Origin of the sequence: Vreelandella sp. F11, assembly GCF_042466685.1 — a bacterium.
In the GTDB taxonomy this organism is placed as follows: Bacteria; Pseudomonadota; Gammaproteobacteria; order Pseudomonadales; family Halomonadaceae; genus Vreelandella.
Genome location: NZ_CP170448.1, coordinates 487,849 through 501,911, shown reverse-complemented (window position 1 = coordinate 501,911; position 14,063 = coordinate 487,849). Strand labels below are relative to the sequence as shown.

The window sequence follows — 14,063 nt, the reverse complement described above, 5'->3', positions numbered from 1 at the left end:
ACTTACTTACTCCGAGTCTTTAGCTATTTTCATGCGTTTGCTCTGCTGGGCGACGCCGCTTGGATTCGTTATAGTAGCTGGATAGATTCTCGTCGTAATCACACTTAATTCGTTTATTTATTCACAGCAACGCGCTGCAAGGCGCACGGATAGCATCATGCAGGCGCTCCCTTTCGCCACGATTGCTTTTGTTCTTTATGTTGCCGCTGCCATTTGGCAGGGCATGACGCTGTTCCGGCGCGTGCCGCCTCGCCAGGGCATGGTACGCCTGCTCGCCGTACTGGGCTTACTGCTGCACATCCCTGTGGTGGTCAAACTAGTCGGCCAATCGCCTGGCCTGCTGCCTGGCTTTACCACTAGCGCCACGCTGCTGATGGCGGTGGCAGTCAATGTTGTGCTGGTAGCCAGCCTGTTTAAACCGGTACTGAACGCGGGCATTGCGCTGTTTCCACTGGCGGGTATTGCGCTACTCGCTGCCACTTGGCTACCCAATCAAGGCGGCCACACCGGACTGACACCGGGCATTTTATTGCATGCGATAAGTTCAGCGTTGGCATTTGCCGTGCTGGCTATCGCCGCTGTTCAAGCAGTGCTGGTCGGCCTACAGAACCAGGCACTGCGCCACCACCACATCCGTGGCATTGTGCAGTCGCTCCCACCGCTCACCACCATGGAACGAGTGCTGTTTGAACTGGTGTGGGCTGGCATCATTTTGCTGACGCTCTCCATCGCCAGCGGACTTATTTTCTTAGACAACTTCTTTGCCCAGCATTTGGCGCATAAAACCGTGCTGTCACTGCTCGCTTGGATAATCTTTACTACGCTTCTGATTGGCCGTTATCGCTTTGGCTGGCGCGGCATGCGTGCCGTACGCTGGACACTGGGCGGCTGCGGCCTGCTGGTACTGGCCTACTTTGGCAGCAAGTTCGTGCTTGAGGTGTTACTCAACCGCTGACGGGGTGTGTTCACGCCTTTGGTTGTCTTGACACACCACTCGCTACCTTCTACAAATCGAGCCTAATCCGCCACAAAGGACTTTTCGACTTGAGCGACGACTTCCCCCTGGGGTTACTGTTCGGCCTGCTAGCCTTACTGATACTGCTTTCTGCGTTTTTCTCCAGCTCTGAAACCGGCATGATGTCGATTAACCGCTACCGCTTGAGCCATCAAGCCAACAGCGGTGACCGCAGAGCCAAACGGGTCATGCGCCTGCTCACCCGCCCAGACCGCCTTATCGGCGTTATCCTGATCGGCAACAACTTCGTTAACAACCTGGCGGCCTCCATTGCCACTATTATCGCCATTCACTTCTTCGGCGACGTATCTGGGCCGGCCATCTCTACCGCCCTTCTGACCATCACGATTCTTATTTTTGCCGAAGTAACGCCAAAAACCTACGCCGCGATTAAACCTGAGCGGATCGCTTACCCGACCTCCTTCGCCCTTGAGCCGTTGCTGAAGCTACTTTACCCGCTGGTATGGCTAGTTAACGTGATGTCTAACGGCTTGCTCCGACTGGTGGGCGTTAAAAGCGTTGATAATGGCGGGGATAGCCTGACTCGCGATGAGCTGCGCACGGTGGTTCACGAGGCGGGCACGCTGATCCCCTACCGCCACCGAGCGATGCTGCTATCGATCCTTGACCTTGAGAATGTCACCGTGAACGACATTATGGTGCCCCGCCACGAGGTGCTGGGTATCGACCTGGATGACTCTCTCGAAGATATTTTGACCCAGATTCGTACCAGCCAGCATACCCGGTTACCGGTTTATAAGGGCGACATCAATAATATTATCGGCATGCTGCATCTACGCAACGCGGCTCGTTTTCTCTCCCGAGACGAAGTCACCAAAGCGTCGATTGTGCAGGAGGCTCGCGAACCCTACTTCATTCCTGAATCCACACCGCTCCATACCCAGCTGCTCAACTTTCAGAAGCAGAAGCGGCGTATCGGCATTGTGGTGGATGAGTATGGCGACGTAGAGGGTCTCGTCACTCTGGAAGATATTCTGGAAGAGATCGTGGGTGAATTCACTACCGATGTCTCTGAGGATGAAGAGATTCATCAACAGGACGATGGCAGTCATGTGATTGAAGGCACTGCCAACATCCGCGAGATTAACAAGATGCTCGGCTGGCAGTTGCCGACCGATGGCCCCAAGACGCTCAACGGACTAATCCTTGAGCATCTGGAAGCCTTTCCGGAAGGGCCTGCGTGTCTGCAAATTGGCAATATGCGCATGGAGATTTTGGAGATTCGCGACAACCTCATCACCTCTGCGCGCTGCTGGCAAAAGCAGCGGGCGGCTCGCCGCTAGCAAGCGAGCTAACGGCGGCGGGATAGCTCCTGATCAGCCGCCGCTTTTAAGGCCCTGACCCGCGCTTCTAAAAACCGCCGCAGCGCTATATCATCGGCGTCCAGGCGGTTGAGTGGAGGCCCAAAGTGTAGGCTCACCGGCGCCCGAAAGCGCCTTGGGCACTTTTTGAGTGCTTTGCCGTTATGGTGGGATGTCCACGACCCCCATAAGCCTGCCAGCCCAGCGGGTATCACCGGCACATCATCCCGAGCGAGAATGGCTTCCAAACCGCGCCGAAAGGCGTGAATTTCGCCATCCGGAGTCAGTCGCCCTTCAGGAAATACCATCACGACCTGCCCCTGGCGCAGCGCTGTGCTCACGTCATCCAGGGCACGCCTGAGGGCGCCGGGGCTGCGCCGCTCAGACTCAATGGGAATGGCACCGACCAACTGAAACCACCACTTAAGCCAGGGTGAGTCGAAGATCGGCTGATCCATAACAAAACGCAGCGGCCGGGGGCTAGCGCCACCGAGCACCAGGGCATCCATAAAACTGACGTGATTACACACCACCAACGCAGCGCCCTGCTTGGGGATATGCTCACGCCCATGCACCTGTAGCCGGTAGCAGAGGCGCATCGAGACAAAAATCAGCCAGCGTAGTACCTGGCGAGCCGCATTGACCCACCAAGTCACGTCGACGCCTCACGGTGACGTAAGCCAGCCAGAATGGTGCTCATCAGTTGATCCAACAATTCATCCACTTTCAACTGCTGGCCCTGCCAGTAGCCCAATCGTTCATTAAGCCCTAGCTGAACCAAGCCGTGAACGCTACCCCACAGCGTGCGCCCCAAACGGCGGGCTTCGAGATCATCCAGCGCGGGCTGGTAGGCTTTAAGCGAGGCCTCCACTTGGGTAAATAGCGCTTCGATCAAATCGCTTTGGCGCTGATCAAGCTCACCCTCCTGGGCCAGCGGGTAATCGAACAGCAACTGCCAGCGGTAACAATCCTGCTCGGCGAACCGCCAATAGGCACGCGCCAGGGAGCGCAGCCATGGCTCAGGGTCATCATCGACCAAGCTGGTAATGGTGTGCTGTAAGCGTGCCAATGTTTCCACATTGACGTGCTGCAATAAGTTATTGAAGCTGCCATATAGCTTCAGTAGGGTGCTGGGGGCGCAGCCGACCTCTCTAGCCAAAGCACGCAGTGAAAGGCCATGGACTGGCTGCTCAGCCAACCACTCATCACAAGCGTGCATGACCTGCGCGTGGAGGGCATCGGGCGCATGCTGTCTAGGACGGGCCATGGCGATCTCTTAAGGTCAACGGCAAACAAGAAGGAGTGCCTCACTGCGCTTTAGCGGGAGCAAGGGATACGATAGGATACCTTACATCGAACACTGTTTTCGACACTAAAACACACCATTTCGCGCTTTATTGCGCGAAGTCCCCCGCTATCCAGTTACACTTCCTCGACACTTTGCTTAATTTCCGGGAAGATCTTAATGAGTAGGAGATAGGTATGACGGGGCGACTGCATGTGCAAAATTTACCACTAACCCGTTTACTGCCCACGCTAGTCAACGTCGAACCCCTGGTTGAGTCGCCTAACCTAGCCCCCCGACGGCCAATCTCGGCAATTCGACTAGAGCAGGGCGAATACCGGCTTTCGTCGCTTTTTTGGGGTCTGACACCACCCTGGCTGGAGGTGCTGGATCACGCGCCCCACTGCGCTCGGGCCGAAACTCTTGAATCACGAGCGATGTTTCGCGATGCCTTTAGCGCGCGCCGCTGCGTTATTCCGGTGAGCGGTTTCTATGTATGGAAAACCCAGCCGCGCAGCAAGCAGCCCTATTTAGTCACCCAGGTATCCCGCGCGCCGCTGCTGTTGGGCGCCCTATGGTGCCGCTACCACACCACGTTAACGGCATTCAGCGATTCAGCGGCACTGATCACCGTGCCCGCCAATCTACTGTTATCACCGTTAACCGACCGCTTGCCGGTCACCATTCCCAGCCATGCGCTAGACGCCTGGCTCAACCCCGACACCGATACCGAAACGCTTAATGCGCTGTTAGCACCCGCTCCGTTGGAACTGTTGGGCGCTTTTCCGGTATCTAAACATGTCAATAATCCCGCCTACCAGTCATCGGCCTGCGCCCATCCCAACGGGTCGATGCTACGTTGGACTGTGTCACAGGAGCTGTAATGTTGCGATCCTCAAGCTTAATCCGCTGGCCACTTTTCCCCCAGTGCGCACTGTTTGGCATCATTGCCAGCCTCGCGGTGTCCCCCACCGCTTTGGCTGATAACGATGATGACGTTGCCGACGCCATTGCCGAAACTGTCACCCCAATCATTAGCCCTTATGACAGCCGCGACTACCGCGTACTGACCCTTGAAAATGGCCTCAATGTGTTGCTTGTCAGCGACCCGGAAGCTGACAAGGCAGCAGCCTCAATGAATGTGCGTGTCGGCAGCGCCCAAGATCCCGACGACCTCCAGGGGTTAGCGCATTTTCTGGAGCATATGCTGTTTTTAGGCACCGAACCCTACCCGGAATCGGATGCCTACCAACGCTATATTTCCAATAATGCGGGTTCCCATAACGCCTTTACGGCGCAGCAGGATACCAACTACTTCTTCGATATTGAGCCGTCAGCGCTGCCAGGCGCCCTTGACCGTTTCAGCGAATTTTTCCTCTCACCGCTGTTTAACGCCGACCACCTGGAGAGTGAGCGCAATATCGTTCACTCGGAGTACATGGCGCGTATTCGTGATGAGTCCCGGCGCGAAAACGATGTACTCAATCAGTTGCTCAACCCTGATAACCCCACCACCGGTTTTGCCGTGGGTAGCCGGGAAACCTTAGCCAGCCCACCTGAAGGCGAAGCAACGCTACGCGAGCGGGTGATCGACTTCTATCATCAGCACTACGATGCCAATGTGATGAACTTGGCAATTGTAGCGCCTCAGCCGCTCGATACGCTGGAGGAGTGGGTCGCCGAACGCTTTGCCGACATTCCCGACAACGACGTAAGCGTGCCAACGATTGACGCACCGCTGGTTGATTCAGACACACTCCCCCGCTATATCGAGCGCCAGTCCCTGCAGGATCGTCGTCAATTACGCTTCTACTTCCCAGTGCCTGACCCCACTGACGACTACCGTACCAAACCGACCCAGGTAATCGCCCACCTGCTTGGCGATGAAGGTGAAGGCAGCCTGTTAGCGGTACTGCGCGATGCTGGACTGGCCGATGGACTTTCCGCCGGTGTGGGTCGCGGCGATGGCAACGAAGCGCTATTCACTATCTCCATCAGCCTGACGCCCGCAGGCGCCGAACGCCTGGACGATATTGAAGCCACCCTGTTTGCCGCCATTGAGCAACTACGCAACGATGGCCTATCTGAGTGGCGCTACCAGGAACAGGCAGACCTCAATGAGCAAGCCTTCCGCTTCCAGCAGCATGGCGCACCGCAGCAGGAAGCCACACGGCTCTCGATGAGCCTTTCGCGCTACCCGGTAGAGGACGTGCAGTACGCAGCCTACCGTATGGATGGCCCCGATGCAGAGCGCCAGCAGGTTTATCTTGACGCGCTAACGCCGGATAACATGCTGCGCTTCTACTCCGCGCCGGATGTGGAAAGCGACACCGTTTCACCGTGGTTCAATACCCAATGGAAAGAGCAAACACCCGATCAACCGGGTCAGGCGCTTGGTGGCTTATCCCTTCCCGGCCCGAACCCCTTTATTGCCAGTGACTTAACGTTGTTAGAGGGCCAGGATGAGCGCCCCAGTCTGCTGGTCGATACGCCATCGTTTAGCGCCTGGCATATGCAGGATGAGCGCTTTAATACTCCCAAAGTTGAGTGGCGGGTTAGCCTACAAAGCCCCACCGCCAGCTACTCCGCCCATGAAGCAGTGCTCACTCGGCTGCTCGCCAGTTGGCTCAACGACAGTTTGAATGAGTCCCTCTACCCAGCGTGGCTGGCAGGGCAATCATTTAGCGCCTACCCCCACGCCAGGGGCATGACACTATCGTTCTCGGGCTGGCGTGATGGCCAAACCCCACTGATTGAACAAGCCCTTGAGCAGTTAGCGCACGCAGAAATCACCGACAGTGCTTTCGAGCGCGTGCGTTATCAGCTACAGCGGGAGTGGCGTAACGCGCCCCAAGCGTCGCTCTACGGTCAGGCTAGCCGCACGCTGGGCGAAGCTTTGCTCACACCACAATGGTCTACCGCTGAACTTCTCGCTGCCAGCGAGCGCTTTGACCGTGGCCACCTGGAAGATTTTCGTCAACGCTTTCTAGATGACCTGTACGTCGATGCTATGGCAGTGGGCAACCTGGATGCTGACCTGGCCCGTGAGCAAACTCAGCTGATGCGCGCCAAGCTCAAGCCACGACTAACCCGCGACGCCATTGCTAACTTAACGCCCCTTGCGGCCAGTGATGAGCACCGCGTACTACACCCTCACAGCACGCGGGATGAGTCCTTGGTACTGCGCTATTTGCAAGGTCGCGACCAGACCCCAGAGGAGCAAGCCACCACTGCTGTGATCGCCCAGTGGCTGGAAACACCGTTCTACCAGCAGCTGCGCACCGAGCAGCAGCTCGGCTACATCGTCAACGCAGGTTATTCACCGCTGCTCGAAGCACCAGGCATTGCCCTTATGGTGCAATCCCCCGACGTAGACAGCGGCACCATTGCCGAGCGTATGGATGCGTTTCTTGACGAGGCGAACCAACGTCTTGAGCAACTTAGCGACGATGACTTAGTGCCTTATCGCCAGGCGGTTCACGACCAATTACGCCAGCGCGATACCAGCCTTTCAGGCATGGCTAACCGCTATTGGCAAGCCACGGCGCTTGAAGACGTTCGCTTTGACCGCCGTGATAAGTTGGCCGAGCTAGTGCTGAACGTTAGCCTTGAGGATATTAAGGCTCTCTGGCCATCGCTGCGCGAGCACACCCTGGACATACGCTTTAACCCAGGCGACGAACCCAGCGATGTCAGTACTTATCGGGAAGCACGCTCAGCGCTGCCTAAAGTGCGTGAATAAACAGCGCTATTAGACCATCGGCACCGGCTCAGGCATCAAACGCCTGGGCCGGCATCATCGCCTCCACGAACATCACCAGCTCTTCCAGAATCTGCCGCTCGCGATCAGTGAGGGTTTGCTGATTGTACTGCTCGATTTCCCGCGCAAACGCCTTAAGCGTAAAGCCCGCCAAGGCCGGGTCATTGATCCGCATCCAGCGAAACGCCTCCCACTGCTCGCGCTCTTCGCCCTCCAACGTATCGGGGTAACTGCGCGCACGAAAGCGAAACAGCATCTCTTCCAAACGCGGATCCTGAAACGCAAAGCGCTGTCCTACCAGATCCCACGGCTCCATCTCCCGCACCCGCTCCATCTGCTGACGGTCAGCGGCGGAGAAAAAGCTGCCCGAATAGAGCATTAGATCAGGGTCTTGCGGGGCGTCGTCGTAACCAGCGCTAAACACCTCGGCGACCTTAGCGGCAACACCGCTGGCATCGCGCAGGGTTTTCCAGTGCTGCCGACAGGCCGCCACATCCAGGCCTAAGCGCGCAACGATAATGCCATACTCCCCCTTTTGCGGCCCCTCAACGTCTTTTAAAGCAGTTGCGGGGAACACCACCGGGCAACGGTTAATATGGATCACCTTCAACGGAATACGTGCTTCACCTTCAGCCAAATCCTGCTGGCTGACGAATACCCGCTCACGAATCTGCTCCGCCGACATGCTAAGCATATCGCTGGGATCAACGCTCAAATCGTAAACAATCACCCCATTAGGGTTTGTCGGATGTTCGGCCAGCGGCATCACCAGGGCACTGCAGCCCCGGCTGGCAGGATAGCGGCGGGAGATATGCAGCAGCGGCTTGGCGTTGGGCAAGTCAAGCTGCTTGGCCACCGCACGCTTACCACGCAGACCAAGCAGATAGTCGAACAGCTTGGCATTGCGCGTTTTAAGTAAGCGGGCCAAGGCGATCGTGGCGCGCACATCGGCTACCGCATCATGGGCACCCTCATGGGCAATACCGTTTGCTGCGGTTAAGTGCTCTAGCTTGAAGCTGGGCGCGCCGTCTTCGCGCTGCGGCCACTCAATGCCATCCGGGCGCAGCGCATAAAAGGCGCGCACAATGTCGATCAAATCCCAGCGGGAATTGCCGTTTTGCCACTCGCGGGCATAAGGATCGAGTAAATTGCGGTAAAACAGATGGCGGGAGACTTCATCATCAAAACGCAGGCTGTTGTAACCCACCACGCAGGTACCCGGCTCACTCATATGGCGCTGAATCTCGCCCGCGAACTCTGCTTCGGGAAGACCATGGCGCTGAGCTTTTTGAGGGGTAATACCGGTGATCAAACAGGCGGCAGGATGAGGCAAGTAATCATCGGCGGGCTTGCAGTAGAGTTCGATCGGTTCGCCAATCTCGTTCAGATCGGCATCCGTGCGCAGGGCTGCAAATTGTGCAGGCCGGTCACGACGCGGATCCGCCCCGAAGGTTTCATAGTCGTGCCATAGAAAACTGGTAGGGGCAGCATTGGGTGGCGCCATGAACAATCACTCCGCTGGGCAGTTAAAAGCCCAAGCCTAGCACACCCGCCGCCCCTTTCGCCCCGTCTTCAGTTCCTGAACTCAGCTAAAGAGCTCAGCTCTTTGGAAGCGTAACGTTCAGCTCCAACACAGAGCAGTTGTCTTCGCTGTCCATAGAAATTTGAATGGCGTCGTCATCCACGTGCACGTAGCGGCGGATCACCTCAAGCAGTTCGCGCTCAAGCATCGGCATATAGTCGGGCTGACCGCGTTGGCTACGCTGATGCGCGACAATAATTTGCAAACGTTCTTTGGCGACCGAGGCGGATTTCCTGCGCTCACGCTTCAAGAACTCAAGTAATTTCATCGGCGCGCCCCCCCAAACATACGACTGAGCAGGCCTTTGCGTTGCATTTCATGGAAACGCAAAGGCATGTCTTCTCCGAGCAGGCGCGATACCGTATCGCTATAAGCTTGGCCCGCGTCGCTGGAGATATCGTGGGTAACGGGCACGCCCTGGTTGGAAGCACGCAGCACGGCCTCAGACTCAGGAATCAAGCCCAATAAGTTAATCGCCAAAATTTCACGAATATCGTCGAGTGTCAGCATATCGCCGGAGGTCACGCGCTCGGGGTTATAGCGGGTCACCAGCAGGTGCTCTTTGATAGGGTCATTGCCCTGCTCTGCACGCCGGGTTTTCGAGGCCAACAGCCCCAAAATACGGTCAGAGTCACGCACCGATGAAACCTCAGGGTTGGTGACCACAATCGCCTCGTCGGCGAAGTACATGGCCAACTGCGCACCGCGTTCGATACCGGCGGGTGAATCACAAAGAATGAAGTCGAAATCCTCTTTCAGCTTCTCCAAAATCTCTGCAACGCCCTCTTGGGTCAGGGCATCTTTATCGCGGGTCTGGGAAGCTGGCAGAATGAACAAATTCTCAACCCGCTTGTCGCGAATCAGCGCCTGATTCAGACCCGCTTCGCCTTGAATCACGTTGACTAAGTCATACACCACGCGTCGTTCGCAGCCCATGATCAGGTCGAGATTACGCAGGCCCACATCAAAATCAATGACGACTGTTTTTTTACCGCGCAGCGCAAGCCCTGTGGAGATGGCTGCCGCGCTAGTGGTTTTACCGACCCCCCCTTTACCGGAGGTCACTACAATTATCTTGGCCAAGAGTCACTTCCTTCTTGAAGTCGTTCGTCGCGAGCGCGAGTCAGTTGGCGCTCAGCGCATAACGGGAACGTCAATGTCATCAACATGCCATACTGTAACGGATAGCGTCTTCGGCGTCGCTAGGCATGAAGCACCAACGCAGCCTCATACAAATACCTTAGCCCAGTGGCTTAATTTCAAGCTGTTCTTTTGTAAAGTGAACTTCTGCGGGACACCCCAGAAGCTGTGCGTCGATATCTTCCGAACGTTTATAATTGCCGGCCACTGAAAGCAGCTCAGCCTCCAGTTCGCGGCAATAAATACCCGCCTGGGTATTACCATGAATACCTGCCAGTGCCCGGCCTCGTAGTGCACCGTAGACATGAATACTGCCGGCAGCCAGCACTTCCGCCCCGGCATTCACCGCCCCGATGACCACTAAATCACCATCAGAGGCGCTCACTTGCTGGCCAGAGCGAACGGTACCGCGATAGAGCCGCGTGGCCAGCGTTGGCGCTTCGGACTCGCTCACGGGCTCCTCACGGGCGACCTCTTGCACCGGCGAGCTACCGACACTTTCGAGCACCCGCGCACGCCCTTCAGCCACCGGCGGAAACCAACCCAACCCCAGCGCCCAAGCCGATTGGCGAACAGGCTCAGTACCACCGCGCACGGCGACCGGCAACAGCTTATGGTCACGGCACACGGCACAAATGCGCTCAAGGGCTAAGTGGGGTTCATCGAGTTTTTCCACGCTGAGCACAACCGGTGTATGCTGAAAGAAAGCAGGGGACTGGGAAAACTTACCAGCCAACTGCTGCCGGATTTGCTCCGGGTCAGCACTACTTAGCTCCATGACGGTCATCGGCAGCATGCCGCCTTTGAAGGTAAAGGCCACTACGGCACTATCCACGTTAAGGCTCATGGCCGAACTCCCCGTCATGTTCATATAAGATTAAGGTAGCGTACTATCACGCATTTCGTCGTCTAGAAACACTGTAGTCTAAAAACAGTGTGATCTAGAAGCAGTGTGGCCTAGAAAATAGACGTTTATCACACCATGCTTATTACAAGACAGCAATAGCAACGCCAAGCTAAGCGACAGCGCCGGTGACTGCAACCACCGAGCCGTTTTTTTCATGCTACGCATTTCATAATCGCAGGATGATCCATGCACGGACTGTTAAGACGCCTGTTCGCACCTCGGTGGCAACACCCTGACCCCGAGGTGCGCCGTCAGGCCCTCCAACGACTGAACCCCGAGCAAGCGGAGCAGCGTCAAGCGCTGCAGTCGCTCACTCAAGATAGCGATAGCCAGATTCGCCTTGCCGCTCTGTTGGCTCTGGATGACTGCGTAGGCTTGGTCAACGCGTACCCCCACCATCAGCAGGAGGAAACCTGGTTCAATGCGGTTTGCCAACGGCTTAGTGGGCGTGAAGGCCATACCGACCTGAACCAGCGCCAGACACTGGTTGAACAGATGGATGAGCCGCGGGTACTGAGTGCGGTAGCCCTGCAGGGGGACAATCTTAATCTACGTTTGGCCGCACTGAGTAAGCTGAGCGACGAGGATGAGCTGATTCGTCAAGCTTGTCACAATGGGGTGGCCGCCGTTCGCCATCAGGCGGCTGAGCGCATAGAAGATGAAGAGGGACTAAAACGGTTGCTGAAAGAGGCACGCCGAGACCGGCAGGTGGTTCGCCTGGCCCGGGAACGCCTCAACCGCTTGCGCAGCGACGCCCAGTGGCTGGAAGCGGAAGAGCAGCAGCGCGAAACACTTTTGCATCAGCTAGAGCAGCATGCCCGTGCGCCCTGGGAGCCCCTTTACGGTGGCCGTTTTCGCCACCTTGAACGGCAGTGGGAGCAGTTGACCCAGCCGCCCAGCGTGGAACAGGAGCAGCGCTTTCATCAAGCCGTACTCAATTGCCGCAAAACGCTTCACGACCACGAGACCCAGGAGCAGGCTCGCCAGCAGAGCGACGAGCGCCGTGAAGAAGCTGAAAACACCCGAGAGCAGCTGCTTGAAGGCATAGAAGAGACCCTTGACGGCTTGCGCCACGCTTCCGCCATGACCGTACAGGATGTCGACAGCCTGCGCGCCCAGCGTCAGCTACTCGGCCAACGCTGGCAGGCGCTTTCCGATATCCACCCGCCCAGCGAGACCATGCGCCAGCGCTACACGCTGGCGATTCAGCACTACGACCAGTGCTTAGAGGCATGGCAGCGCTGGTGCGCGGTAAGCGCGCCCATCGAAACCGCCCTGGCCAGTGGCGACCATGCGACCCTGTCCACCTTGATTAGCGACTGCCAGTGGCCAGACACCTTAACCCCCCCGGCACTGCTCGGCCGCGCTCTGGCTGCGTGTAATGCTGACAGCACCGCCCCCTCGCAACCTACAGAGGGCAGCACCACCCTGGAGGCCCATGGCGCGGAACTCGATACCTTTGAGCACTTGCTAGAGCGCGGCGCCTTTAAAAGCGCCAGCCGCCTGCATCAGCGCCTAAAACCGCGCATTGAAGCCCTGGAGAGCTCAGCCGCTCAACCGCTCAAAACGCGCTTAAAGCACTTAGCCGCCCGGCTCGCGGAATTACGCGACTGGCGAGGGTTTGTCGCCGGGCCCAAGCGCGAGCAGCTATGCGCGAGCATCGAAGCATTGGCTAACGATCTCTACATGGCGGAAGAAGCGCTTGACCGCCACCATCGCCAGTTGGTCAAAGAGTGGAAATCACTGGGCGATGCGGCGGCCAACCGCGAACAGTCTGCTCGTTTCCGTAGCGCTTCGGATCGTATCCATGAACGTCTTGCCCCTTGGCGGGATCAGCTCAGTAAAGAGCGCGAGAACAACCTGAAAGCCCGGGAAGCGCTATGCGACCAGCTAGAGACTCTGCTGGCTCAGCCAGCAGAAGATGCCGACCCCGATGTACTCCGGCAAATTCGCGATAAAGCACGCCACCAGTGGCGGCACTACAGCCCCGTTCCTCGCGAGGGCTCAGAGGCCGTTGGGCGGCGCTTTGGCACTATTCGCCATCAGCTACAGGCGTTGATTGATCAGCGCGCTGAAACGATCGCCTCAAAAAAGCGCGAACTGATCAGTCAAGTAAGTGCACTGCGTAGCGACGACAGCCAGCCGCTGGCCCAGCGCATCCACCTGACCAAACAGTTACAGCAGCAGTGGCGTGCGCTAGGCCGAGCCCCAAAGGGCGAAGAGCAAACGCTGTGGAAAACCTTTCGCCACGAGTGTGATCAACTTTTTGCCCAACGCGATGCACATAAAAATGAGCAGGCAGCGCGCCAGCAACAGCAGCTTGATCAGATGCAGACGCTCATCGATGAAATGGATAGTTGGCAGCCACTGGAGGCGGGCGAGTCGGCCACACTGGAGCGCTTTATCGAGCAGGCCAACCAGCTCGAGCCACTGCCCCGCAATCGACGCAGCGAAGGCATGCAGAAGCGGATGAGCGGCATTGTGCGTGCACGCCGAGAACGCCTAAACCGTCTAGCGGTCGCCGACACGGTGCAACAGTGGCATGCGATTATGCCATTAGTGAACGCTCACCTGGCCGCCGACCAACGCTATCTCAGCGAGGGGTCTCCCAGTGATGTGGACGCGCAAACGGTTCTCGACACTTCACTGCCTAGCGCTTTCAATCAGTCACATAACGTACGCAATCAACAGCGCCATAGCGTAGCAGTACCGCTATCAGACGCTGAGCACGCCCGCATCGCCGACTCCCTTGCTAGGCTAAGAGTGCACCTCTCGATGCTGGCCGTGGGTAGCGTGCGACAGAGTGATGAGCCACTGCGCCTGGCGATTCAGGTAGAACGTTTGAATGAAGGCTTCAATCAAGAGCGCAGCCGTGATCAAGAAGTGATCGACATCCTGGTGGCACTATTGGCGCTAGGGCCAATGCCAGCCACGCTATGGGATGCTGAAGTAGAAGAGTTGGATAACCTGCTCAGCCGACTGGCACGAGTACCACTGCCATAGCGTTAGCAAGAAAACGGGAGGCTTATAGCCTCCCGTTTACGCTCTCCTA

Annotated in this window: 11 protein-coding genes; 5 read left to right on the top strand and 6 right to left on the bottom strand. The window is 57.3% G+C overall.

The features are described 5' to 3' along the window. Nucleotides 1-157 precede the first annotated feature (157 nt). Nucleotides 158-955: a cytochrome C assembly family protein gene (locus ACFIOZ_RS02300; protein ID WP_230804204.1), complete on the top strand. Its 798-nt coding sequence runs from the start codon at nucleotides 158-160 to the stop codon at nucleotides 953-955. 89 nt (nucleotides 956-1,044) lie between these two features. After that, nucleotides 1,045-2,319: an HlyC/CorC family transporter gene (locus ACFIOZ_RS02295; protein WP_386081980.1), complete on the top strand. Its 1,275-nt coding sequence runs from the start codon at nucleotides 1,045-1,047 to the stop codon at nucleotides 2,317-2,319. A gap of 8 nt (nucleotides 2,320-2,327) precedes the next feature. On the opposite strand, the gene ACFIOZ_RS02290 is transcribed toward ACFIOZ_RS02295, so the two are convergent. Together ACFIOZ_RS02290 and ACFIOZ_RS02285 are read right to left on the bottom strand one after the other, a co-directional pair. Then, nucleotides 2,328-2,993 (bottom strand): 1-acyl-sn-glycerol-3-phosphate acyltransferase, encoded by a 666-nt coding sequence (locus ACFIOZ_RS02290; RefSeq protein WP_230804208.1) that lies wholly within the window; start codon nucleotides 2,991-2,993, stop codon nucleotides 2,328-2,330. After that, on the bottom strand, nucleotides 2,990-3,604 hold the full coding sequence (locus ACFIOZ_RS02285) for a TetR/AcrR family transcriptional regulator (RefSeq protein WP_230804210.1): 615 nt from the start codon (nucleotides 3,602-3,604) through the stop codon (nucleotides 2,990-2,992). Before ACFIOZ_RS02285 ends, ACFIOZ_RS02290 begins: the two co-directional genes overlap by 4 nt. Nucleotides 3,605-3,819: 215 nt before the next feature. On the opposite strand from ACFIOZ_RS02285, the gene ACFIOZ_RS02280 reads away from it, so the two are divergent. Beyond that, nucleotides 3,820-4,506, top strand: coding sequence for an SOS response-associated peptidase (locus tag ACFIOZ_RS02280; protein ID WP_386081977.1), 687 nt, complete (start codon nucleotides 3,820-3,822; stop codon nucleotides 4,504-4,506). Continuing rightward, nucleotides 4,506-7,364, top strand: a complete 2,859-nt coding sequence (locus ACFIOZ_RS02275; protein WP_386081976.1) for an insulinase family protein — start codon at nucleotides 4,506-4,508, stop codon at nucleotides 7,362-7,364. The genes ACFIOZ_RS02280 and ACFIOZ_RS02275 overlap by 1 nt, the downstream gene beginning before the upstream one ends. Before the next feature lie 28 nt (nucleotides 7,365-7,392). On the opposite strand, the gene sbcB is transcribed toward ACFIOZ_RS02275, so the two are convergent. The 4 genes from sbcB to minC all read right to left on the bottom strand — a co-directional run bounded on the left by sbcB (nucleotide 7,393) and on the right by minC (nucleotide 10,951). Beyond that, nucleotides 7,393-8,886 carry an exodeoxyribonuclease I gene (gene sbcB, locus ACFIOZ_RS02270; RefSeq protein WP_386081974.1) on the bottom strand — a complete coding sequence of 498 codons (1,494 nt, stop codon included), beginning with the start codon at nucleotides 8,884-8,886 and terminating at the stop codon, nucleotides 7,393-7,395. A 94-nt stretch (nucleotides 8,887-8,980) separates the two neighbouring features. After that, nucleotides 8,981-9,232 carry a cell division topological specificity factor MinE gene (gene minE / locus ACFIOZ_RS02265; protein ID WP_230804218.1) on the bottom strand — a complete coding sequence of 84 codons (252 nt, stop codon included), beginning with the start codon at nucleotides 9,230-9,232 and terminating at the stop codon, nucleotides 8,981-8,983. Then, entirely contained in the window at nucleotides 9,229-10,047 is an 819-nt protein-coding gene (minD, locus tag ACFIOZ_RS02260; RefSeq protein ID WP_230804220.1) for a septum site-determining protein MinD, read from the bottom strand. Before minD ends, minE begins: the two co-directional genes overlap by 4 nt. Before the next feature lie 157 nt (nucleotides 10,048-10,204). Further along, entirely contained in the window at nucleotides 10,205-10,951 is a 747-nt protein-coding gene (gene minC, locus ACFIOZ_RS02255; protein WP_230804222.1) for a septum site-determining protein MinC, read from the bottom strand. A 246-nt stretch (nucleotides 10,952-11,197) separates the two neighbouring features. On the opposite strand from minC, the gene ACFIOZ_RS02250 reads away from it, so the two are divergent. Then, a complete protein-coding gene (locus ACFIOZ_RS02250; protein ID WP_386081971.1) occupies nucleotides 11,198-14,014 on the top strand; it encodes a DUF349 domain-containing protein in 2,817 nt (938 codons plus the stop codon). Nucleotides 14,015-14,063: the final 49 nt, after the last annotated feature.